This is a genomic window from Pseudacidovorax sp. RU35E, assembly GCF_900156165.1.
In the GTDB taxonomy this organism is placed as follows: domain Bacteria; phylum Pseudomonadota; class Gammaproteobacteria; order Burkholderiales; family Burkholderiaceae_C; genus Xenophilus.
Map to the genome: position 1 here is coordinate 21,246 of NZ_FTMY01000001.1, position 20,698 is coordinate 41,943.

19 protein-coding genes are annotated in these 20,698 nt (G+C 70.0%); 7 read left to right on the plus strand and 12 right to left on the minus strand.

What is annotated here, in order from left to right:
• Positions 1-70: 70 nt before the first annotated feature.
• From BXA03_RS00090 to BXA03_RS00105, 4 genes are all read right to left on the minus strand, one after another.
• Positions 71-1,525: an amidase gene (locus BXA03_RS00090; protein ID WP_200803312.1), complete on the minus strand. Its 1,455-nt coding sequence runs from the start codon at positions 1,523-1,525 to the stop codon at positions 71-73.
• A 71-nt stretch (positions 1,526-1,596) separates the two neighbouring features.
• Complete coding sequence (locus BXA03_RS00095; protein WP_076503184.1) at positions 1,597-2,346, minus strand: aspartate/glutamate racemase family protein; 750 nt, start codon at positions 2,344-2,346, stop codon at positions 1,597-1,599.
• The gene (locus BXA03_RS00100) at positions 2,343-3,266 is read right to left on the minus strand and encodes a polysaccharide deacetylase family protein (RefSeq protein ID WP_076503185.1); all 924 of its coding nucleotides are present in this window, start codon (positions 3,264-3,266) and stop codon (positions 2,343-2,345) included. Before BXA03_RS00100 ends, BXA03_RS00095 begins: the two co-directional genes overlap by 4 nt.
• Positions 3,263-4,771 (minus strand): amidohydrolase family protein, encoded by a 1,509-nt coding sequence (locus BXA03_RS00105; protein WP_076503186.1) that lies wholly within the window; start codon positions 4,769-4,771, stop codon positions 3,263-3,265. The genes BXA03_RS00100 and BXA03_RS00105 overlap by 4 nt, the downstream gene beginning before the upstream one ends.
• 38 nt (positions 4,772-4,809) lie before the next feature.
• Here BXA03_RS00105 and BXA03_RS00110 point away from each other — a divergent pair, with 38 nt between their 5' ends.
• The gene (locus BXA03_RS00110; protein WP_083715766.1) at positions 4,810-5,316 is read left to right on the plus strand and encodes a nucleoside deaminase; all 507 of its coding nucleotides are present in this window, start codon (positions 4,810-4,812) and stop codon (positions 5,314-5,316) included.
• 59 nt (positions 5,317-5,375) lie between these two features.
• On the opposite strand, the gene BXA03_RS00115 is transcribed toward BXA03_RS00110, so the two are convergent.
• Genes BXA03_RS00115 through BXA03_RS00125 form a run of 3 tightly spaced genes read right to left on the minus strand, consistent with a single transcriptional unit; the run spans position 5,376 to position 8,198 of the window.
• Positions 5,376-6,251, minus strand: a complete 876-nt coding sequence (locus BXA03_RS00115) for an ABC transporter permease (RefSeq protein ID WP_083715767.1) — start codon at positions 6,249-6,251, stop codon at positions 5,376-5,378.
• Positions 6,244-7,101: an ABC transporter permease gene (locus tag BXA03_RS00120; RefSeq protein ID WP_076503633.1), complete on the minus strand. Its 858-nt coding sequence runs from the start codon at positions 7,099-7,101 to the stop codon at positions 6,244-6,246. The genes BXA03_RS00115 and BXA03_RS00120 overlap by 8 nt, the downstream gene beginning before the upstream one ends.
• Positions 7,102-7,106: 5 nt before the next feature.
• Positions 7,107-8,198 carry an ABC transporter ATP-binding protein gene (locus tag BXA03_RS00125; RefSeq protein WP_076503634.1) on the minus strand — a complete coding sequence of 364 codons (1,092 nt, stop codon included), beginning with the start codon at positions 8,196-8,198 and terminating at the stop codon, positions 7,107-7,109.
• A gap of 279 nt (positions 8,199-8,477) precedes the next feature.
• On the opposite strand from BXA03_RS00125, the gene BXA03_RS00130 reads away from it, so the two are divergent.
• From BXA03_RS00130 to BXA03_RS00140, 3 genes are all read left to right on the plus strand, one after another.
• The gene (locus BXA03_RS00130; protein WP_083715768.1) at positions 8,478-9,533 is read left to right on the plus strand and encodes an ABC transporter substrate-binding protein; all 1,056 of its coding nucleotides are present in this window, start codon (positions 8,478-8,480) and stop codon (positions 9,531-9,533) included.
• Between the two features lie 74 nt (positions 9,534-9,607).
• Positions 9,608-10,309 carry a maleate cis-trans isomerase family protein gene (locus tag BXA03_RS00135; RefSeq protein WP_076503636.1) on the plus strand — a complete coding sequence of 234 codons (702 nt, stop codon included), beginning with the start codon at positions 9,608-9,610 and terminating at the stop codon, positions 10,307-10,309.
• A gap of 74 nt (positions 10,310-10,383) precedes the next feature.
• Positions 10,384-11,106 carry a GntR family transcriptional regulator gene (locus BXA03_RS00140; RefSeq protein ID WP_076503188.1) on the plus strand — a complete coding sequence of 241 codons (723 nt, stop codon included), beginning with the start codon at positions 10,384-10,386 and terminating at the stop codon, positions 11,104-11,106.
• Positions 11,107-11,382: 276 nt separating this feature from the next.
• Here the strand turns inward: BXA03_RS00140 and BXA03_RS00145 are convergent, their stop codons facing one another.
• The 4 genes from BXA03_RS00145 to BXA03_RS00160 all read right to left on the minus strand — a co-directional run bounded on the left by BXA03_RS00145 (position 11,383) and on the right by BXA03_RS00160 (position 15,077).
• Positions 11,383-12,255 carry an LOG family protein gene (locus tag BXA03_RS00145; RefSeq protein ID WP_076503189.1) on the minus strand — a complete coding sequence of 291 codons (873 nt, stop codon included), beginning with the start codon at positions 12,253-12,255 and terminating at the stop codon, positions 11,383-11,385.
• 135 nt (positions 12,256-12,390) lie between these two features.
• Entirely contained in the window at positions 12,391-12,945 is a 555-nt protein-coding gene (gene efp / locus BXA03_RS00150; RefSeq protein ID WP_076503190.1) for an elongation factor P, read from the minus strand.
• A 165-nt stretch (positions 12,946-13,110) separates the two neighbouring features.
• Positions 13,111-14,187, minus strand: coding sequence for an elongation factor P maturation arginine rhamnosyltransferase EarP (earP, locus tag BXA03_RS00155; RefSeq protein WP_076503191.1), 1,077 nt, complete (start codon positions 14,185-14,187; stop codon positions 13,111-13,113).
• On the minus strand, positions 14,184-15,077 hold the full coding sequence (locus tag BXA03_RS00160) for a LysR family transcriptional regulator (protein WP_076503192.1): 894 nt from the start codon (positions 15,075-15,077) through the stop codon (positions 14,184-14,186). Before BXA03_RS00160 ends, earP begins: the two co-directional genes overlap by 4 nt.
• A 129-nt stretch (positions 15,078-15,206) precedes the next feature.
• Between BXA03_RS00160 and BXA03_RS00165 the strand changes: the two genes are divergently transcribed.
• Genes BXA03_RS00165 through BXA03_RS00175 form a run of 3 tightly spaced genes read left to right on the plus strand, consistent with a single transcriptional unit; the run spans position 15,207 to position 18,452 of the window.
• Positions 15,207-16,430, plus strand: a complete 1,224-nt coding sequence (locus BXA03_RS00165) for a CaiB/BaiF CoA transferase family protein (RefSeq protein ID WP_076503193.1) — start codon at positions 15,207-15,209, stop codon at positions 16,428-16,430.
• A complete protein-coding gene (locus BXA03_RS00170) occupies positions 16,427-17,413 on the plus strand; it encodes a hydroxymethylglutaryl-CoA lyase (protein ID WP_076503194.1) in 987 nt (328 codons plus the stop codon). The genes BXA03_RS00165 and BXA03_RS00170 overlap by 4 nt, the downstream gene beginning before the upstream one ends.
• A 40-nt stretch (positions 17,414-17,453) precedes the next feature.
• On the plus strand, positions 17,454-18,452 hold the full coding sequence (locus BXA03_RS00175) for a tripartite tricarboxylate transporter substrate binding protein (protein WP_076503195.1): 999 nt from the start codon (positions 17,454-17,456) through the stop codon (positions 18,450-18,452).
• 104 nt (positions 18,453-18,556) lie between these two features.
• Here the strand turns inward: BXA03_RS00175 and BXA03_RS00180 are convergent, their stop codons facing one another.
• Positions 18,557-20,545, minus strand: a complete 1,989-nt coding sequence (locus BXA03_RS00180) for a gamma-glutamyltransferase family protein (protein ID WP_076503637.1) — start codon at positions 20,543-20,545, stop codon at positions 18,557-18,559.
• Between the last annotated feature and the right edge of the window lie 153 nt (positions 20,546-20,698).

Here is a 20,698-nt window from a genome sequence, read left to right on the forward strand (position 1 = left end):
GCGTGTGGATCCAGCATGTCGTGCATGGACCCAGTATCTCAGCGCGGCGAGCTTCGAATCCCCGCCGCCGCTAGGCCGCGCAGCCTTCCACCACCGCCGCGAAGCCCAGCACCCGCGCATCCTCGTAGCGTGGCGCCACCACCTGCAAGCCCACCGGCAGGCCGCGGACGGTGCCGGCGGGCACGGCGCACGCCGGCACGCCGCAATAGTTGAAGAGCGGCGTGAAGGCCGCATGGCCGCGCGGCCCGGCGGGCTGGCCACCGATGACGGGCGGGCCCAACTGCTCCAGCAGCCAGGCGGTGACCGGGGCGGTGGGGCACAGCAGCAGGTCGTAGTGCTCGAAGAAGCCCGCGAGCGCGTGCGCGATGCGCTCTCGCAGGCGCAGGGCGCGCGCCACATCGGCGGGCGCGATGCGGGCGCCGGTCTCGATCTGCCCGCCCAGCACCGGATCGATGCGCGTCGGGTCGGCGGCCCACTGCTCGCCGTAGAGCGCATGCAGGCCGGCATGCTGCAGGGCGATCAGCGGGTACTCGCGCGCCTCGGGCGGCCAGGGCGGGTCGGCATCGGCGATCTGCCAGCCGGCGGCGCGCAGGGCATCGACGCGGGCCTGCAACTGGGCCAGCACGTCCTCGTCGATGGCGAAGTCGCAGCCCAGGCGCGGGCTCCAGGCGATGCGCAAGTCGCGCGGCGGCGTTTCTGGCACCGGCTGCGTGAGGCCGCTCGGGATCGGCACACCGGCCGGATCGCCAGCGTCGTAGGCCGCGAGCAGGTCGAAGGCCCAGGCGCAGTCGGCCACGCCACGCGCCAGCACGCCGATGACCGACAGGCCGTAGTTCGGCTCGGCAAAGCCCCACGGATGCGGGATGAGCCCGGCACTGGGCTTGAGCCCCACCAGCCCGCAGTGCGCGGCTGGCCTGCGCGTGGAGCCGCCGGCATCGGTGGCCAGCGCAAGCAGGCCCAGGCCGCTGGCCAGCGCCGACACGGCGCCGCCGGAGGAGCCGCCGGGCGTCAGCGATGGGTCGAGCGGATGGCGCGTCGCGCCGTAGACCAGATTGCTGGTCACGCCCTTGCAGGCGAATTCGGAACAGTTGGTGATGCCCAGCACCACGCCGCCCAGCGCGCGCAGGCGGGCCACGGCCCAGGCGTCGCGCGGGGCGACGAAGTCCTCGAAGAGCAGCGAGCCCTGGGCGATGCGGTAGCCCTCGACCCAGAGGTTGTCCTTGACGGTGAACGGCACGCCCGCGAGTGGCAGCGATTCGCCGGCGGCAAGTCGCCGGTCCACGGACTCGGCCTCGGCGAGCACGCGGGCGGGGTCGAACTGGACGATGGCGTTGAGGCCGGGGTTGAGCGCCTCGACACGGGCGACGAAGTGACGTGCGACGTCGGTGGCCGTCAGTTCGCGGCATGCGACGCGGGCAGCCAGTTCGCGGGCGTCCATGTCGTGCAGCGGCGGGATCGACGCAGGTGCGCCGTCCTGCCCTTCGACGGGCTCAGGGCGAACGGAGGCGGCGGCGAGGCGGTTCACGGCCGCTGGACGACCTTGTGCTTCGACGGAGCCTGAGGCAGGCGCGCCTTGCGGGGTGGCAGGGCCGGCGCTCATGCCGCTGCGCCCCGGAAGCGCGCAGCCAGCGCGGGCGTCACGCCGGTCACGTCCCGCCCGCGCAGCGGCGCGAGGCTGCCCGCACGCGCGGCGGGCAGGGCGAGGTCCACGCGGGCCTGGGCCAGCGCGACGGCGCAGGCCACGCCGTCGAGGAGCGGCACGCTGGCGCGCGGCTGCAGCACCGGCGCCATCGAGGCCATGGCCGCGCCGGCCAGCAGCACGGCCTCGGCGCCGTCGCGCTGCACCAGCCGTTCGATGCCGGCGAGCACGGCTTCCTGCACGCGCAGCGGGGTCTCGAAGGTCTGCTGCGGCGTCACCTCCAGCGTCTCGATGCCGGCCAGGCGCGCGGCCAGGCCGTGCTGTTCGACCAGTTCGCGGTAAAGCGGCGCCATGCGCGCGCCATAGGTCAGCACGCCGACGCGGCCGGCCAGCGTGGCGCCCATCAACAGGCCGGCTTCCGTCATGCCGACGACGGGCACATCGAAGAGCTCGCGGCAGGCCCACAGCGCGCTGTCGAGCGAGACGCCGAGCACGATGGCATCCACCTCGGCCGCATGCTGTGCAGCCAGCTCCAGCACCTCCTGCTGGGCCAGCGCGTTCTCGGCACGCGACGCAATGATGGCCGGGCCCTGCCGGCCGGTGACGGCCAGCAGTTCGGTGCCCGGCCGGGCGGCCGTGCGCGCGGCCGCCAGCACCGCGTCGGTCACGGCCTGGGTGCGGTTGGGGTTGATCAGCAGCAGCTTCATGCAGCTTCCTTTGCCGCGGGCGGCGGTACCTCGGCCAGCCAGTGACGGGCGATCTGCTCGCGCGTGGCCAGCCACACGCCGGACGCGCCACGGATGTGGTCGACGAGCGTCTTCAGGCCGCCGATGCGCCCGGGCCGGCCGATGATGCGGGTGTGCAGGCCGATGGACATCATGCGCGGCGCCTCCTGCGATTCGGCCCGCAGCCATTCGAAGGCATCGATGGCATAGCGCGCGAAGTCGTCGCCCGTCACGAAGGCATGGCTGTCGAAGAAGCGCATGTCGTTGGTGTCGAAGGCATAGGGCAGCACCAGGTGCGGCCGGCCCGCCACCTCGCGGTAGTAGGGCAGGTCGTCGTTGTAGGCATCGCTGTCGTAGAGAAAGCCGCCGTGCTCGACCAGCAGCCGGCGCGTGTTCACCGAGGGCGAGGACTTGGTGTGCCAGCCCACCGGCGGCCGACCCGTCAACTGCGTGACGGTGGCCACCGTGCGCGCGATGCGCTCGCGCTCCTCGGTCTCGGCCAGGTGGGCATGCGATTCCCAGCGCCAGCCGTGACAGCACAGCTCGAAGCCGCGGCGCATGGCGTCCTCGGCGATCCAGGGCGTGGCCTCCAGCGCGCGGCCGCAGCAGTTGAGCGTGAGCGGAACACCCACCTCGGCCAGCAGCCGCACGATGCGCCGGTAGCCCACGCGGCTGCCGTACTCGAAGTGGCTTTCCATGCACAGGTCGGGCACGCCGCGGATCTCGTTCGTGACCTCGTGGCAGCCCTCGTTGCGCTCGTCTCCGGCGGAGAGGGCGAACTCCGCGCCTTCCTCGATGTTGAGCACGAAGGAGACCGCGAGGCCAGCGCCGCCGGCCCAGCGGAGGGTGGGGACGTCGTCGCCGTAGCCGCAGAAGTCACGCGGGGGCAGAGCAGGGGTCATGGCAAGCGTGCGACAAAGGTATCGGGCGCGACGGGCGTAGCCAGCCCCTCGCGATGGATGCGCTCCATGGCAGCCAGCACTGGCGCCATATCGGCCTCGGCGCGGGCGTACTGCGGCATCAGCTCGGCGAACTCATGCTGGATCTCGGCCAGCAGCGCGGCTTCGTCCACACGCACCAGCCGGCCGTCCTGGATCGCCACCTCGCCATCGACCATCGAGAAGTCCAGCCCCGCGCCGCGCTCCGCATAGACGAGCTGGCGCACCGGATCGCTCATCGGCGTGAAGGTGACGGTGTCGGTGCGGTAGGCGACCAGGTCGGCCATGGCGCCGACGCGCAGGCTGCCCAGACGGTCGCCGAAGCCCAGTGCGCGCGCGCCGGCCACGGTGCCGGCATGCAGCGCCTCCCGTGCGCTGAGCCAGCGGGCGTGGTCGTCGCCGCGGATCTTGGAGAGCGCCGCCGCGCTGCCCAGCACGTTGAGCATGTTCACCGTGACCGTGGAGCAGGAGCCGTCCGAGCCCAGGCTCACGTTCACGCCCGCGTCCAGCAGCTCGCGCACCGGCTGGATGCCCGAGCCCAGCAGCAGGTTGCTCCATGGGTTGTGCTGCGCGGTGGCGCCGGTGCGGGCCAGGGCCTCGATCTCGCGCGGGTTCAGCCACACGGCATGGATCAGGCTGGTGGCCGGCTTGAGGAAGCCGATGCGGTCCAGGTACTCGACCATCGGGCAGCCGTAGAACAGCTGGCCGGTGACCACCTGCAGCCGCGTCTCCTGCACATGCGTGATGACCGGCAGCGCCAGTTCGTCGGCCAGCGCGCGCACCTGCATCAGGAAGGGTTCGGTGCAGCGCTGCGGGGCCGAGGCCGACACCAGCACGCCCACGCGCCGGCTGTGCGGATGGCGCTGCGCGGCCAGCTCGCGCACCAGGGCCAGGCAGTCCTGCGGGTCGGGCCGGCGGCCGGCGCGCATCTCCTCGGCCATCGCGGGCGGCATGTGCTGTGCCAGGAAGGGAAAGTTGTCGACGATGGGCTTGTCCATCATCGCGAAGCCCACCAGCGCGCGGATGCCGGCATCGTCGTAGGCCTGCAGGCAGGCCTCGATGCGCGGGCGGTCGATGGCCGCGCCCAGGGCCATGTCGTCCACCAGCGTGGTGCAGCCGGTGCGCAGCGACTCGATGGCGCCGATCATGGTGCGCAGGTAGGCCTGGCGCGGCGTCAGCGGCACCGGCATACGGGTGCGCACCAGGTGCATCCAGAGTTCGAGCGGCAGGTTCTCGGTGCGGCCGCGCTGGAAGTGCTCATGCGAATGCTGGTGGCCGTTGACGAGGCCTGGCACCAGCAGGTGCCGCGACAGGTCGACCACGCGGTCGGCGCCGCCCAGCGTGCCGGCCGGCTCGATGGCGGCGATGCGGCCGTCTTCGACCAGCACGTCCAGCGGGCGCGGTTCATGCTCGTGCCGGTCGCCCAGCAAGGCCTGGGCGCCGCGCAGCAGGGTTCGCTTCTTGCTCATGCGTGCTGTCTCCATCAATAGGAAAGGGAGTAATCAAAATGACTGCCGTGACCATGCCCGCATCGCCGATGACCCAGGATGCAGCCGACATCCACTGGATGCGCGCTGCACTGGCCGAGGCACTGGACGCCCATGCCCGTGGCGACTGGCCCACGGGGGCCGTGCTGATCAAGCAGGGCCGCGTGCTGGCCTATGGACAGAACCGGCAGAACACGCGCGCCGATCCGATGGCGCATGCCGAAACCGACGCGCTGCAGTCGGCCTTCCGCGCGCATGGCCCGCAGGCCGCGCAGGGCGCCACGCTCTACTGCACGATGGAGCCGTGCCCCATGTGCGCAGGCGCGCTGCGCATCGCCGGCGTGCAGACGCTGGTGCTGGCGCTGCGCCATGCGCGCCTGCGGCGCGTGGACCTGGGCGACTACAGCATCGAGCGCTTCTGCCATCTCACCGACTACCCGCTGGAACTGCGCGACGGCGTGCTGGAAGAGGACTACCTCGCGCTGCGCCTGCGCTGGGGTGGCGATCGGGTGGCGCCCGCGCCCTGATCCGCGCCGCGCTCCACGCCTGGGCAGGAGCGCGCGCGTGAATGGCGCGTGCGCACCGCTCATCGCATGTGCCGCGAGATGCCGGCCACCCGCTCCATCACCACCATCAGCACGATGGTCGCGGCGATCAGCACGCCCGAGACCGCCGCGGCTCGCACGTCCAGGCTCGACTCGATGATGTGCCACATGCGGATCGGCAGCACCTCGCTGCGCGCGTCCGACAGGAAGAGCGACACCGCCACGTTGTCGAAGGAATACATGAAGCCGATGAACGCGCCCGCCGCCACGCCCGGCGCAATGAGCGGCAGCGTCACCGTGCGGAAGGCGAACACGCCCGAGGCGCCGAGCGAATGGGCGCTCTCCAGCAGCGCGCCGTCCAGCTGGGCCAGGCTGGCCGTGGTGGTGCGCAGGATGTAGGGCGCCGTGATGGCCACATGGCCCAGTACCAGCGTCGTGAACGACAGGCCCGTGCCCGCCAGGTTGAACAGCATCAGCAGCGACAGACCGATGGCCAGCGCAGGCAGCATTAGCGGCGACAGGAACAGCGCCTCGGCCGCCCGGGCCCAGGTCTCTCGCCGACGGGCCAGGGCCAGCGACGCGGCCACCGCCAGCACGATGGAGATGGCCGTGGCCGTGGCGGCCAGCTCCAGCGACAGCACGAAGGCCTCGATCAGCTCGGGCGACTGGTCCCACAGCGCCTCGTACCAGCGCGTCGAATAGCCCGGTGGCGGGAACTTGAGCGAATAGCCGCTGGTGAAGGAGGTGATGACCACGATCACCGTCGGCGCCAGCAGCAGCACCGCCGCCATCAGGCCCAGCAGCCCGAACACCAGCTTGAAGGACAGGCGCTCGGCACGCCCGCGCAGGTTGGCGCGGGCCGTGGGCGCCGATGCGGTGGCAGGCACCGGCGTGCCCGAAACGAAGGCCTCAGCCATGGACGAACCCCTTGCTGCGCCGGCCCAGCGCGTTGATGGCGGCCACCACCCCCAGCACGCACACCAGCAGCAGCATGGCGACGGCGGCGGCAAAGGGGTAGTTGTTGGCCTGGATGGCCTGCTGATACATGTAGAAGGGCATGAACATCTGCTGCCCGCCGCCCACCAGCGTCTGCGTGACGAAGGCGCTCACGCTGCTCGCAAAGACCAACAGGCTGCCGGCCAGCAGGCCCGGCATCGCCAGCGGCAGCGTCACCTGCCAGAAGGTGCGCCAGTGGCCCGCGCCCAGCGCCAGCGAGGCCTGGCGCAGGTTGCCGTCGATGTTGGCCAGCGCGGTGATCAGCGGCAGCACCATCAGCGGCAGCTCGATCTGCGCCAGCGCCACGGTGACGGCGCCGGGCGTGTAGAGCAGCTTGAGCGGATCGGCGATCAGCCCCAGGTCCAGCAGCACCGTGTTGACGATGCCCTGGCGCCCGAGGATCACCACCCACGCGAAGGTGCGCACCACCGAGCTGGTGAGCAGCGGCAGCAGCACCAGCAGCAGAAGCACGCCCTGCCAGCGCGGCGGTGCCTGCGTGTAGAGGTAGGCCAGCGGAAAGCCCACCACCAGCGCCAGCAGCGTGACCTTGAGGCCCAGCCACAGCGTGCTGCCCAGGATGCCCAGGTTGAAGCCGTCGCCCAGGAACTTGAGGTACTGGCCGACGCCGAACTGCGTCATGGCCGTGTCGTCGTGCAGGCTCACCCAGGCCAGCAGCAGCATGGGCGCCAGCACGAAGACGGCGAAGAACAGGCCCAGCGGCAGGGCCAGGGCCAGCGGCGGCGTGAGGCGGGGATTGGCAGCGGCAGCCATGGTGTTCACCCCGCGAAAACGCTGGCGGGCGAGCCCTGGCGCAGCCGCAGGCCCACCGTCTGGCCGGCCTCGAAGCGCGGCTGCTCGGCCGTGCGAGGCTGCGTCACCTTGGCGGTCGCGCCGCCGGGCAGCCGCAGCTCGTAGACGAGCGACGGGCCGAGCGGCAGCACCATCTCGACCGTGGCCGGCAGAGCGTCTGCGGCCGGTGCGCCCAGGGCCAAGTGCTCGGGCCGCGCGGCCAGCACCACGGCGCCGACGCGCGAGCAGGGCTGCGCCTCGGCCAGCGGCAGGCGGCCGCCGCCCTCGCAATCGACCGCGAAGCCGGCCTCACCCTCGCGGGCCAGCCGGCCGGGCAGCAGGTTGGCGGTGCCGATGAAGGTGGCGACGAAGAGCGAGGCGGGCCGGTCGTAGATGGCCTCGGGCGTATCGAACTGCTCGACGCGGCCGGCGTGCATGACGGCGATGCGGTCGGCCATGGACATGGCTTCTTCCTGGTCGTGCGTCACGAGGATGGTGGTGATGCCCAGCTCGCGCTGGATGCGGCGGATCTCGATCTGCATGTCCAGCCGCAAGTTCTTGTCCAGCGCGGCGAAGGGCTCGTCCAGCAGCAGCACGCGCGGCTGCACGGCCAGCGTGCGGGCCAGGGCCACGCGTTGCTGCTGGCCGCCCGAAAGCTCGCGCGGATGGCGCTGCGCAAAGCGCGACATCTGCACCATCTCCAGCATGCGTTCGGCGGTGGCGCGGGCCTCGGCCGCCGCCACGCCGCGCGCCCGCAGGCCGTAGGCCACGTTGGCCAGCACCGTCATGTGCGGAAAGAGCGCGTAGTTCTGGAACACGATGCCGGCGCCGCGCTCGTTGGTGGGCAGGGCATCGACCACCTCGCCGCCGATGCGCACCTGGCCGCCGCTCTGGCGCATCAGGCCGGCCACGATGCGCAGCAGCGTGGTCTTGCCGCAGCCACTGGGGCCCAGCAGCGCCACCAGCTCGCCGGGACGGATCTGCAGCGAGACCGATTCGACCGCCACCGAGCCCGCATAGCGGTGATGGATCTGGTCCAGCTCGACGGCGGTGGCTGCGGCGGCGGGAGAAGAAGGCATGCGCATGGGTCCTGGTTTCGCGGGAACGGCCGCGGATGTCTTTTTCAAGATCCATGCCAATGACCGAGGCACAAAAAACCGATGAATTGGATACAAAACCAAGATCGACTGTGCACGAAATGGTGCGTGCCTGACCAAGTTGGCGCAGGCTGCCCCCCGAAATGGGGAGGCTGGCATTGGATACGACGGCTTTCGGTAGTGGGCGTCCGTGGCACGGAGCTTGCGCAGGCCAGCCGCATCCGGCCGAGGTGGCCGGCTCCGACTGAAAGGAAAAGATCCATGAGCCTGCTTCTGTCCCGCCGCCGTCTTCTGCAGGGTGCCGCCGGCGCCGGCGCCGTCCAACTCGCCGGCCATGCCGGCTTGGCCCTGGCGCAGGGCAAGTCGATCTCGGCCACCACTTACCCGGGCGCCTGGGAGTCGGCGCATCGCGGCATCCTGCTGCCGGCCTTCACCAAGGCCACCGGCGCCTCGGTGAGCCTGGTGCCCTCGCTGGCGGTGGACACGGTGTCGAAGGTCGCCGCCTCCAAGGCCAACCCGCCCTACGACGTCATCATCCTGGACGAGGGCCCCTACCTCGCGGCCCTGTCGCAGGACATCTTCGAGAAGATTCCTGCCGACAAGATGCCCTACCTCAAGGACGTGCCGGCCAAGCTGGTCGACCCGCGCGGCCTGGGCGTGTTCGTGTCGGGCCAGATCATCGGCATCGCCTACAACACCGAGAAGATCAAGACGCCCCCGAAGTCCTGGAACGACCTGCTCAAGCCCGAGTTCAAGGGCCGCGTCGGCCTGGCCGGCATGGGCTCCACGCTGATGTCGGCATGGATGGTCGAGATGGCGCGGCTGAACGGCGGTAGCGAGGAGAACATGGAGCCCGCCTTCCAGTTCGTGAAGAAGCTGCTGCCCAACGTGAGCGCGGTGGCCAGCAACCCGGGCTCGCTCGCCACGCTGTTCCAGCAAGGCCAGATCGACATCTCGGTGCACTACAACAACAACGTGGGCGACCTGCAGGCCAAGGGCGTGCCGGTGGCGCTGGCCAAGCCGGACACGGGCTGGATCCACATCAAGAGCGTGATGCACATCGTCAAGAACACCAAGAACCCCGACCTGGCCGCCGCCTACATCAATGCCGCGCTCAGCCCCGAGGTGCAGACGAAGATGGCGGCCGAGCCCTACTTCGTGGCGCCCGTGAGCACCAAGGCCCAGTTCAGCCCCGGCCTGCAGGCCTACGCCAAGAACATGGCGGAGATCGAGCAGATGAACGGCGTCGACTGGGCCAAGCTCAACCCGCGCCGCGGCGAGTACATCGACCGCTTCAACCGCGAAATCAAGGTCTGAGCACGGTGAGCGACATCGCTTCGTCCACGGTGCCCGCGGCGCCCGGGGCCGCGCCCCGGCGCGTGCTGCTGGGCATGCTCACGCCCTCGTCCAACACCGCGCTGGAGCCCATCACCTCGGCCATGGTGGCCGGCCTGCCCGAGGTGTCGGCGCATTTCGCGCGCTTCCGCGTCACCGAGATTTCGCTCTCCGACCAGGCCCTGGGCCAGTTCGACGAAACGCCGATCCTGGAGGCGGCGCGCCTGCTCGCCGACGCGCGGGTGGACGTGATCGCCTGGAACGGCACCTCCTCCGGCTGGCTGGGCTTCGAGCGCGACGAGGCGCTGTGCGCGCGCATCACGGCCGAGACCGGCATTCCCGCCTGCACCTCGGTGCTGGCGTTGAACGAGGCCATGCGCCTGGCCGGTCGCACACGCTTCGGCCTGCTCTCGCCCTACCTGGCCGAGGTGCAGCAGCGCATCGTGGCCAACTACGGCGTGAGCGGCTTCGACTGCGTGTCCGAGCAGCACCTGGGGCTGTCGGTCAACTTTGCCTTCTCCGAGGTCACACCGGCCCAGATCGAGGCCATGGCCCGCGCGGCCCTCGCCAGCGGCGATCCGCAATGCCTGACCACCTTCTGCACCAACCTGCGCGCCGCGCACTTGGTGCCGCAGCTGGAGGCGGCGCTGGGCGTGCCGGTGTATGACTCGGTGGCGACGGCGGTGTGGAAATCGCTGCGCATCGCCGGCGTGGACACACGTCGTGTGACGGGCTGGGGCAGCCTGTTCACGCTGTGAAGTGCGCCTGTGCCGGTGTGCGCCTGGGTGCGCGCACTGCCTGCATACTCTCGCCGAACGCCCGCTCCGACGACATGCCCATTCCCACCCCCCGCCAGGCCCTGAAGGCCACCGGCAAGTCGGCCTCCAAGGCCGACATCTACCAGCGCATCTACGACGCCATCGTCGAGCACCGGCTCATGCCGGGCACCAAGCTGTCGGAGGAGCGGGTGGCCGAGCTGTTCTCGGTCAGCCGCACGCAGGTGCGCGGCGTGCTGCAGCGCCTGGCGGTGGAGCAGCTGGTGACGCTGATCCCCAATCGCGGCGCCTTCGTCACCACGCCCAGCGTGGACGAGGCGCACGACGTGCTGGAGGTGCGCCGCACGCTGGAGCCGGCCATCGTGCGCCGCCTGATGGACCGCATCGCCGCCGGCAAAGCGCCGCAGGCGGTCAAGCAGCTGCGGGGGCTGGTCAAGCGCGAACAGCAGGCCCATGCCAATGGCGACCGGCGCTCGGCGGTGCGGCTGTCGGGCGAGTTCCACGTCGTGCTGGCCGAGCTGTCGGGCAGCAGCTTGCTCACGCGCATGATGCGCGAGCTGACGCCGCTGACCTGCCTGGCCATCCTGACCTTCGAGGCGCCCACCGGCGCCGCCTGCCCCAACGACGAGCACACACTGCTGATCGACGCCATCGAGGCCGGCCGCGGCGACGAGGCCGTCACGCTGATGGCCGAGCACCTGCACCACATCGAGAAGTCGCTCAACCTCCACCAGGAGGAGGAGCCGGACATCGATCTGGCGGAGGCGCTGCTGGGGTGAGTTCGCTCGGCCGGCTTGCCTGTGTCGGCCGGTGCAAGGGGCTGGGGCGCTAACCCGGCAGAGGACGCCGGCATGCGTGCTCCCGGTGCACGCTCGCGCCGACCGACTTGCTGCACAAGACGGGTGCTCACCTTCCACCGATGTGCCTGGGGCACTGCACGGCGCCGCGAATGGCACCTCCGCACGCATACCGGCATCCTCTGCCTCGACGTTGCGTCCGAGCGCCCCGCCTTTGCGCAGGTGGGTGAGCGGCGGGCGGCGGGCGGCGCTTTTATTTCACAGCTCGTAGAAGCGCTTGATCTCGGTCCAGGCGTCCTCCGGCGTGTCGACGTACCGGAACAGGTCGATGTCCTCCGGCGAGATCACGCCTTCGTCCACCAGGAATTCGAAGTCGATCAGCCGCTTCCAGTATTCCGAGCCGAACAGCACGATCGGCACCGGCTTGGCCTTGCGGGTCTGCACCAGCGTGACGACCTCGAAGAGCTCGTCCAGCGTGCCGAAGCCGCCCGGAAAGGCCACCAACGCCTTCGCCCGCATCATGAAGTGCATCTTGCGGATGGCGAAGTAGTGAAACTTGAAGCTCAGCGCGGGCGTGACGTAGACGTTGGCGGCTTCTTCCATCGGCAGGGCGATGGCCAGGCCGACCGACAGGCCGCCGCCCTCGTAGGCGCCGCGGTTGGCGGCCTGCATGATGCCGGGGCCGCCACCGGTGCAGACGAAGAGCTTGTCCTCGGGCTCCTTGTCGTTGCTGTAGTGCGCGACCAGCTTGCCGAAGGCGCGTGCCTGCTCGTAGTAGTGGCTGCCGCGGGCCAGGCGTTTCCAGCGCGCGGCGGCCTTCTGGTCGCCGGCGGCTTCGGCCTGGGCGATGAGGGCCGTCATCTCCTCTTCGCTGCGGAAGCGCGCGCTGCCGAAGACGACCACCGTGTTCTCGATGCCGTGGGCACGCATCTCGATGTCGGGCTTCATCAGCTCGAGCTGCATGCGCAGGCCGCGGGTTTCGCGGCGCAGCAGGAATTCGGGATCGGCGAAGGCCAGGCGCGAAGGATCGGGGTTGAGGGGCAGCCCGCGGTCGGAATGGGCCTGGAGCGTGGCCCAGGCATCGGCCAGGCGTTTTTCTTGAAGGTCGTGCGTGCTGTCTTTGGGGCTCATGCGGCGCGGGGGTAAAAAGAAAAGTGGCCGGGGGATTCTGCGCGTTGCAAAGGCCGGGCCAGGGCGGCCAAAGAAAAAGGCCCCGGGTGGGGCCTTGTTCTGGAGCGCAGCGAGGGCCGTGGCCCGCCCGCAGGCTCAGACGCGCTTGCGGTATTCGCCCGTGCGGGTGTCGACTTCGATCTTGTCGCCCTGGTTCACGAACAGGGGCACGGCCACTTCGAAGCCGGTCGCCAGCTTGGCGGGCTTGAGCACCTTGCCGGAGGTGTCGCCCTTGACGGCGGGCTCGGTCCAGGTGATCTCGCGCTCGACGCTGGTGGGCAGTTCGACCGAGATGGCCTTGCCTTCGTAGAACACGACTTCGACCGGCATGCCGTCTTCGAGGTAGTTCAGGGCGTCGCCCATGTTCTCGGCTTCGACTTCGTACTGGTTGTATTCGCTGTCCATGCAGACGTACATGGGGTCGGCGAAGTAGGAGTAGGTGCACTCCTTCTTGTCCAGGACGATCTGGTCGATCTTGTCGTCGGCCTTGAAGACCACTTCGGTGTTGAAGTTGGCGATCAGGCTCTTCATCTTCATGCGCACGGTGGCGCTGTTGCGGCCGCCGCGGCTGTATTCGGTCTTGAGGACGACCATCGGGTCCTTGCCGTGCATGATGACGTTGCCGGCGCGGATTTCTTGAGCGATTTTCATAGGTGCTGGAGTTGAGGCCGCTCGGCGTGCCCCGGACCGTCACTCCCGCCCGGAAGGACGTCGGTGGCGGCGGCAAAAGCAGGTTCCCGCGGCGGGTTGGCGGCTCCGTGGGGGCGCACCGGCTGGTGCACGCGCCGCGGCGGAGATTCCGCAAAGCCCGCGATTTTAGCTTTTTTGCGCAATGAAACGGACGAGCCGGGTCAGCAGATCGTCCTGAGCGAGCAGCCGTGCCCGTGCCGCCTGCACCATGCGGGAGCCGTCGGCCAGCAGCGCTTCGTCCAGGGCCTGCAAAGCCGGCGCGCCCGGTCGGCCGTTCCAGGCGGCGTGGAAAGCACGGACCGATGCGGGTGCGTCCAGCGCATCGAGCCATGCGCCCAGCTTCTCGTGGTGCACGCCATCCTCCTGCGGATAGATGTGCCACACCATCGGCTTGCCGGCCCACAGGGCGCGCACCAGCGAATCCTCGCCGCGCACGGCGTTGAAGTCGCCGGCCCACAGCAGGTGGTCGAAGTCGGGCTGGGGCAGGTGCGGCAGCCAGTCGATGTGCAGGGCGCCCCGGTCGGCGGGCAACTGCGGCAGTACCGCGCGCACGGCTTCCGCCGTTCGGCCGGCCGCCACCAGCACGCGCGTCGGCCGTGGGCCTTGGCACAGGCCCGCCAGCCAGTCGGCCAGTGCCGGCGGCTCGTAGCAGAACAGGGTCGCGATGCGCTCGCCCTGCCAGCCGATGCCTTGCGCCGCCAGCCAGGCGGCACGGTCGAAGGCGGCCTGGCGCTGCGCCAGATCGGCTTCGCGCAGCAGCCCGCCTGTGCGTTCCGTGAAGCCGGGATAGAAGAAATGCTTGGTGCAGCCGCGGCCCGGGCCGCTCATCACGGGCGAGGGCAGGCCGTGCAGGCCTTCCACGAAGTCCTCGGCCGACAGGTATTCGAGGTTGAGCCAGATGCCGCCGGGCCGCACGGCGAAGCGCGCCACCAGTTCGGGCGCCGGGTCGCAGCCGAAGGCCTCGATCAGCACGTCCGGCACGGGGATGGCGGCGGCGGCCTCGCGAACGGCGGCGGGATCGGACCAGTCGATCACCTGCACGCCTGCCTGGCCCCGCGGCGCCATCCAGGCCAGCGCGCGGGCGTCGTCCACCCACAGGCGCACCGGCTCCCCGCGCTCGACGGCGATCTGCCGGGCGAGGCGCCAGGTCACGCCCAGGTCGCCATGGTTGTCGATCACGCGGCAGAAGATGTCCCACTTCATGCCCGGGCCTCCGTGCGCAGATGGTCGACCAGCAGTTGCGCCACGCTCGACAGCCCCTCATCCGCCCGCACGCACAGCGCCAGCCGGCGGCGCGCCCAGGGCTCGGTGAGGCTGACGATGCGCAGGGGCAGCGCGCCGCGGAACAGCGCCGCGCTGCCGCGCGGCAGCACGCCCACGCCAAGGCCGGCGGCCACCATCTGGCACAGGGCGTCGTAGCTGCTGACCTGCATGCGCAGCCGCAGTGCCCGGCCCCGTTCGGCGGCAGCGCGTGTGAGCTGCTGGTTGATCGCGCTGCCGGGATGCATTCCCACCACGTCGTGCGCGAGCACGGCGTCGATGTCCGCCTGCCGACGCCGCGCCAGCGCGTGACCCTGCGGCACGGCCAGCACCAGCTCGTCCTCGCGGTAGGGCAGCAGACGCACGGCATCGCCATAGTCGCCTTCGTTCAGGATGCCCAGGTCGGCTGCGTTCTCCGCCACGCTGCGCGCCACCGCGCTGCTCACCTGCTCCTGCAGACGGACATCCACCTGGGGATGCCGCGCCAGGAAGGCCTGCAGCTCCCGCGGCAGGAACTGTGTGATGGCCGAGATGTTGGCCACCACCCGCACCTGTCCGCGGGTGCCGCGACCGTAGTCGCGCATCTGCTGGGCGATGCCTTCCATCTCGTTGATCAGGCCGCGGGCCAGGTCGCGCAGCGCGAAGGCGGCGGGCGTGGGCGCCATGCCCTTGTTGCTGCGGGCGAACAGGGGCACGCGCAGCACGCCCTCCAGCTCGGCCAGGCGCCGGCTCACCGCCGACGGCGCGATGTGGTGCTGCGCGCCGGCGGCAGCGATGGTGCCGTGTTCCATCACGGCCACGAACACGCGTAGGGAGATGGGGTCGAGGTTCATGGATGGGTCGATGCTACCTGCCATGCCGGATTGCGATGGTGGCCTCGCACACCAGCGCTTTGCGGGTTGACGGGCCGCCGCCATGATCCGCACCCAGGCGGCCTGCCGGGCCGTGCCAGGAGACATCACGTGCACAGCGGGCACCCATCCTCAACTCCCATCGGCCGCGATGCGCTGCATGGCGTGCGCATCGTCGAGATGGGCCAGCTCATCGCCGGCCCTTTCTGCGGCAAGACGCTGGGCGAGTTCGGCGCCGACGTCATCAAGATCGAGCCGCCAGTCACCGGCGACCCGCTGCGCAACTGGCGGCTGTTGCAGAAGGGCACCTCGGTCTGGTGGCAGGTGCAGTCGCGCAACAAGCGCTCGGTGGCGCTGGACCTGCGGGCCATCGAGGGGCAGGACGTGGCCCGTCGGCTGATCGCCGAGGCCGATGTGCTGATCGAGAACTTCCGTCCCGGCACGCTGGAGGAGTGGGGGCTGGGCCCCGAGGCGCTGCAAGCCGCCAACCCCGGCCTGATCGTGCTGCGCATCTCCGGCTTCGGCCAGACCGGGCCCTACCGCGACCAGCCGGGCTTCGGCGTCATCGGAGAAGCCATGGGCGGGCTGCGGCACCTGACGGGCGAGCCCGGGCGCGTGCCGGTGCGCGTCGGCGTGTCGCTGGGCGACACCCTGGCCGCACTGCATGGCGCCATCGGCGTGCTGGCGGCGCTCTACCACCGGCAAGCCCACGGCGGGCGCGGGCAGGTGATCGATGTGGCCCTGCACGAGGCGGTCTACAACGTGATGGAGAGCCTGATTCCTGAATACAGCGCCTTCGGCGTGGTGCGCGAGGCCGCGGGCAGCGCGCTGCCGGGCATCGCACCCAGCAATGCCTACCCCTGCACCGATGGCTGGGTGCTGGTGGCCGGCAATGGCGACAGCATCTTCAAGCGACTGATGCTGGCCATCGGCCGGCCCGGCCTCGCCGCCGCGCCCGATCTCGCCAACAACGCCGGCCGCGTTGCCCGTGTGCAGGAGATCGACGCCGCCATTGCCCAATGGACCGCCAACCGTACCGTGCACGAGGTGCAGGAATGCCTGGCCGCCGCCCGCGTGCCGGTGGGCAAGGTCTACACCGCCCGCGACATCGCCGAAGACCCGCACTACCACGCCCGCGACATGCTGCTGACCCAGCAGACGCGCGACGGCGACACCATCACGGTGCCGGGCATCGTGCCCAAGCTCTCCGCGACACCGGGCCGCGTGCGCAGCAGCGCGCCGCGCCTGGGCGACGACACCGACGCCGTGCTGGCCGAGGTGGGCCTGAGCGCCGAGCAGATCGCGCAGCTTCGCGAGAAGGGCATCATCCAATGACGACAGGTCCGCACAACGCCTGGCAGGGTGCAGGCCGTCGCATCCACATGCAGGAGGTGGGCACCCGCGACGGCCTGCAGATGGAGGCTGCGTTCGTGTCCACCGGGGACAAGATCGCGCTGGTGAACCAGCTGTCGGCGGCGGGCCTGGACAAGATCGAGGTCAGCGCCTTCGTCTCGCCCACAGCCGTGCCCGCCCTGCGCGATGCCGAGATCGTGCTGCGCGAGATCGAACGCCATCCGGGCGTGGTCTATGCCGCGTTGGTGCCCAACGTGCGTGGTGCCGAGCGCGCCATCGAATCGCGGGTGGACGAGCTCAACCTGGTGATGTCCGTCAGCGAGACGCACAACCTGGCCAATCTGCGCATGACGCGGGCGCAGTCCTTTCGCACGCTCGCCGAGGTGGTGGCGCTGGGACGTTCGGCAGGCGTGGCGGTGAACGTCTCGCTGTCCTGCGCCTTCGGCTGCCCGATGGAAGGCGAAGTGGCGGTGGACGACGTGTTCGATCTGATCGGGCGCTTCGACGCCCTCGGCGTGCTTGGCCTGACGCTCTGCGACACCACGGGCATGGCGCATCCGGCGCAGGTGGCGCGGCTCGTGGCGGCAGCGCGTATGCGCTGGCCGCGGCAGACCTTCACTTTGCACTTCCACAACACACGCGGCATGGGGCTGTCCAATGTTCTGGCAGCCATCGACGCGGGGGCGGACCGCTTCGATGCCTCGGTCGGCGGATTGGGCGGCTGTCCGTATGCGCCCGGCGCCAGCGGCAATGTCTGCACCGAGGAGATCGTGCATGCGCTGCAGTGCATGGAATTCGACGTGCCCGTCGACTTGGCGTTGGTCATGGATGCCGCTGCGCGTCTGCCCGCCCTGATCGGCCACGAGGTGCCCAGCCAGCTGCTCAAGGCCGGTCCCCGGCTTCAACTTCATCCGCCGCCCGCCGGCTTTGCGGCCATGCGCGATCGCGCATTGGCGCGCGCCTGACCGATCCAACCACCTTCACCACGACAACGGAGACAACGCCATGAACTGCCATCTTGCCCGGATCCCGCGCCGTCGCTTCGCCGCAGGTGCCGCCGCCCTGGCGCTTTGCGCCGCCGCAGCCGTCCCCGCCTGGGCCGACGACGGCTATCCCGGCAAACCGATCACCGTCGTGGTGCCTCAGGCTGCCGGTGGTGCCAACGATGTGATCGCACGCGTGGTGGCGCAGCGGCTGTCGCAGCAGCTGGGCCAGACCGTGCTGGTGGACAACAAGCCCGGCGCCGGCGGCACCGTGGCCACAGCCGCCACGGCGCGCGCCAAGCGTGATGGTTACACGCTGCTGCTCACGGCCGACAGTGCCCAGGTGACGAGCCCCGCGCTGTATCGCAATCCGGGCTTCGATCCGGTGAAGGACTTCGAGCCCATCGCGCCGATCGCCACGGCCGGCTATGTGCTGGTCGCCAATCCGTCCTTCCCGGGCCAGAACATGGCCGACCTGATCCGTCTGGCCAAGGCGCAGCCGGGCGCCTATTCCTATGCGTCGGCCGGCAATGGAACCCTGAACCATCTGATTGGCGAGATGGTGCAGAAGGCCGCGGGCATCAAGCTGCAGCACGTGCCCTACAAGGGCTCGGCCGCGGCCGCGACCGACGTGGTGGGCGGGCAGGTGCCCCTGTCGGTGCAGAGCCTGCCCTCGGTCATCGCTTTCATCAAGGCGGGCAAGCTCAAGGTGCTGGGCGTGGTCAACCCGCAGCGCATCAAGGCGCTGCCGGATTCACCCACCATCGGCGAGACGCTGCCGGGCTTCGGCCAGGCGCCGTGGTACGCGCTCTTCGCACCGGCCGGCACGCCGGCGCCCATCGTCATCCGACTCCAGGCCGAGGTGAACAAGGCACTGGAGAGCCCCGACGTACTGGAGAAGCTGGCCAGCGTCGGCTGCGAGCCCTTCAAGGGCAGCTCCGCCCAGCTGGCGGCGCTGGTGCAGTCGGACCTGCGCAAGTGGGCGCAGATCGTCAAGGACACGGGCGCGACGGTGGACTGACGCGCCGGTCTGCACAGCGCGCAAAAGCAAAGGGCGGTGCCATCGGCACCGCCCTTGTCGCTTGCGGGCCCGTCGCGTCGGCGCGGGCCCTCAGTGAAGACCCATCAAGGCGTGAACGTGTCACCCAGCACGATGCCTTCACGGCGGGGGTCGGAGCCGCCGCTCAGCACCGTCTTGCCATTCACCTGGGTGCGCACGACGGTGCTGATGCCACTGGACTGCGCGCCGACGGACACCGTGTGGCCCAGGGCACGCAGGCCCGTGACCAGCGGGTCGTTGTTGCCGTTGTTGGTGGCGTCGATGTTGGGGTGCTCGCCGCCCACATTGGTGGTGGGCGAGTTGGAGGCGCCGAAGTCCACCATCGACGTGGCCTGTTGTGCGTCCAGCTTCCAGTCCAGCGCCCCCACGATGGTCTTGGCCACGTACTGGATGATCGTGCCGCCGCCCGGCGAACCGGTGGCCATCACGAAGTCGCCGGGGGCGTTGCCGTTGAACACCATGGTCGGCGCCATCGTGCTGCGCGGGCGCTTGCCCGGGGCCACGCGATTGGCGACGGGCAGGCCACCGCTGTCGGTGGGCGAGGCCGAGAAGTCCGTCAGCTGGTTGTTCAGCAGGATGCCGCGGGCCATGTGGTAGGAGCCCATGGAAGACTCTACCGTGGTGGTCATGGTGACCACGTTGCCGTCCTTGTCGACGATGGTGAGGTGCGTGGTGCCGTTCTCGGGCGTCTTGTCGATGCCCAGCGGCACGGGACCCAGGTCACCCGCCAGCGCCGTGCCCATGCTCTTGCTGAAGTCGATCAGATTGGCGCGGCTGCGCATGTAGGTCTTGTTGAGCAGCGTGTCCGGGCTGTTGCCGGGCAGGGGCACGAAGTCGGTGTCGGCCACGTACTTGTCGCGGTCGGCATAGGCCAGGCGCTCGGCTTCGGAAACCAGGTGCACGCCCATCACCGTAGGCTTGCCGCCTTCCAGGTCCACGGCGGTGGGGGCGTGCAGCGCCATGTTGAAGTTCTCCAGGATGCCCAGCGTGGAGAGCACGCCGATGCCGCCGGAGGAGGGCGGCGACATGCTGCACACGTAGTAGGTGCGGTAGGTCGTGCACACCGGGTCACGGCGCTTGGCGCGGTAGTTCTTCAGGTCGTCCAGGGTGGTCACGCCGGGCGTGATGTCCGAGCCGTCGGTGCCCTTCGTGATGCGGATCTTGGCCACGATGTCCTGGGCGATGGGGCCGGTGTACATCGCGTCGGCCCCCTGCGCGGCCAGGGCCTTGAGCACGCCGGCGTAGGCCGGGTTGGTCAGCGTCGTGCCCAGCGGCTTGGGGTTGCCCGAGGTGTCGAGGAAGTAGGCGGCGGCTTCGTCGTCGCGCTTGAGGTTCGTCGCCGAGCCCGAGATGGCGGCGGCCATGCGTCCGCCGATCTTGAAGCCGTTGGTCGCGAGGTTGGTGCCTTCGTCGAACAGGTTCTTCCAGGCCAGCTTGCCATGGTCGGCCTGCGCCATTTCGAGCATGCGCATCACGCCCGGTGTGCCGATCGAGCGGCCGCTGGCGCGCGCGCTGGGCTTGGGCGTGGTCTTGTCGGCGTCGCTGATGTAGCGCAGGTAATCGGCTGTGGCTGCGGCGGGAGCCGTCTCACGGCCGTCATAGGCCTCGACCTTCTTGGTCTTGGCGTCGAAGTGCAGCAGGAACGCACCGCCGGCCAGGCTGCTCGACTGAGGCTCCACCAGGCCCAGCACGGCCTGCACGGCCACCGCTGCATCGACTGCGCTGCCGCCGGCCTTGAGGATGTCGCAGCCCGCCTTGGTGGCGAGGGGATGGTTGGCGACCACCATGTAGGTCTTCGAGTAGATGACCTTCTTGCCGGGCACGTAGCCGGAGGCGGGCTCCGGTGCGGCCGGGTCGCCCTGCAGGCCGGAACCCACGACCACCGGCGATCCGGTGCTGGTGGTCTGGCAGCTGTAATCGGGCGCCGCGGGCGCCGGCGCAGGCGCAGGGCTCGGTGCGGGGGCGGGCTTGTTCAGGTTGGCGGCAATGAGCGCCGCCGCCACGGCCTGCTGGTTGCCGTTGTCCGAGCTGCCGCCACAGGCGGCGACCGACATGGCCAGCGCCAGCGGTGCCAGGGCCAGAAGCCCTCGCTTGTCTTCGATGTGTTTCACGGGGTTCCGACTCTTGTAGTTAAAGGAGGCGCAAATCATCCTTGAATTTGCAATTTTGTGTAGCAGGAATCGTTCCGGGGTCGCGCGCCACAATCG

What these genes read in the sequence shown, in the direction of transcription:
- BXA03_RS00120 (WP_076503633.1), bottom strand. Translation starts at nt 7,101, where the DNA reads ATGGCTGCCGCTGCCAATCCCCGCCTCACGCCGCCGCTGGCCCTGGCC.
- BXA03_RS00100 (WP_076503185.1), bottom strand. Translation starts at nt 3,266, where the DNA reads ATGACCCCTGCTCTGCCCCCGCGTGACTTCTGCGGCTACGGCGACGAC.
- BXA03_RS00180 (WP_076503637.1), bottom strand. Translation starts at nt 20,545, where the DNA reads ATGTCGGTCGCCGCCTGTGGCGGCAGCTCGGACAACGGCAACCAGCAG.
- BXA03_RS00110 (WP_083715766.1), top strand. Translation starts at nt 4,810, where the DNA reads ATGACTGCCGTGACCATGCCCGCATCGCCGATGACCCAGGATGCAGCC.
- BXA03_RS00145 (WP_076503189.1), bottom strand. Translation starts at nt 12,255, where the DNA reads ATGAGCCCCAAAGACAGCACGCACGACCTTCAAGAAAAACGCCTGGCC.
- BXA03_RS00170 (WP_076503194.1), top strand. Translation starts at nt 16,427, where the DNA reads ATGACGACAGGTCCGCACAACGCCTGGCAGGGTGCAGGCCGTCGCATC.
- BXA03_RS00125 (WP_076503634.1), bottom strand. Translation starts at nt 8,198, where the DNA reads ATGCCTTCTTCTCCCGCCGCCGCAGCCACCGCCGTCGAGCTGGACCAG.
- earP (WP_076503191.1), bottom strand. Translation starts at nt 14,187, where the DNA reads ATGAAGTGGGACATCTTCTGCCGCGTGATCGACAACCATGGCGACCTG.
- efp (WP_076503190.1), bottom strand. Translation starts at nt 12,945, where the DNA reads ATGAAAATCGCTCAAGAAATCCGCGCCGGCAACGTCATCATGCACGGC.
- BXA03_RS00130 (WP_083715768.1), top strand. Translation starts at nt 8,478, where the DNA reads ATGAGCCTGCTTCTGTCCCGCCGCCGTCTTCTGCAGGGTGCCGCCGGC.
- BXA03_RS00115 (WP_083715767.1), bottom strand. Translation starts at nt 6,251, where the DNA reads ATGGCTGAGGCCTTCGTTTCGGGCACGCCGGTGCCTGCCACCGCATCG.
- BXA03_RS00135 (WP_076503636.1), top strand. Translation starts at nt 9,608, where the DNA reads ATGCTCACGCCCTCGTCCAACACCGCGCTGGAGCCCATCACCTCGGCC.
- BXA03_RS00140 (WP_076503188.1), top strand. Translation starts at nt 10,384, where the DNA reads ATGCCCATTCCCACCCCCCGCCAGGCCCTGAAGGCCACCGGCAAGTCG.
- BXA03_RS00175 (WP_076503195.1), top strand. Translation starts at nt 17,454, where the DNA reads ATGAACTGCCATCTTGCCCGGATCCCGCGCCGTCGCTTCGCCGCAGGT.
- BXA03_RS00105 (WP_076503186.1), bottom strand. Translation starts at nt 4,771, where the DNA reads ATGAGCAAGAAGCGAACCCTGCTGCGCGGCGCCCAGGCCTTGCTGGGC.
- BXA03_RS00095 (WP_076503184.1), bottom strand. Translation starts at nt 2,346, where the DNA reads ATGAAGCTGCTGCTGATCAACCCCAACCGCACCCAGGCCGTGACCGAC.
- BXA03_RS00160 (WP_076503192.1), bottom strand. Translation starts at nt 15,077, where the DNA reads ATGAACCTCGACCCCATCTCCCTACGCGTGTTCGTGGCCGTGATGGAA.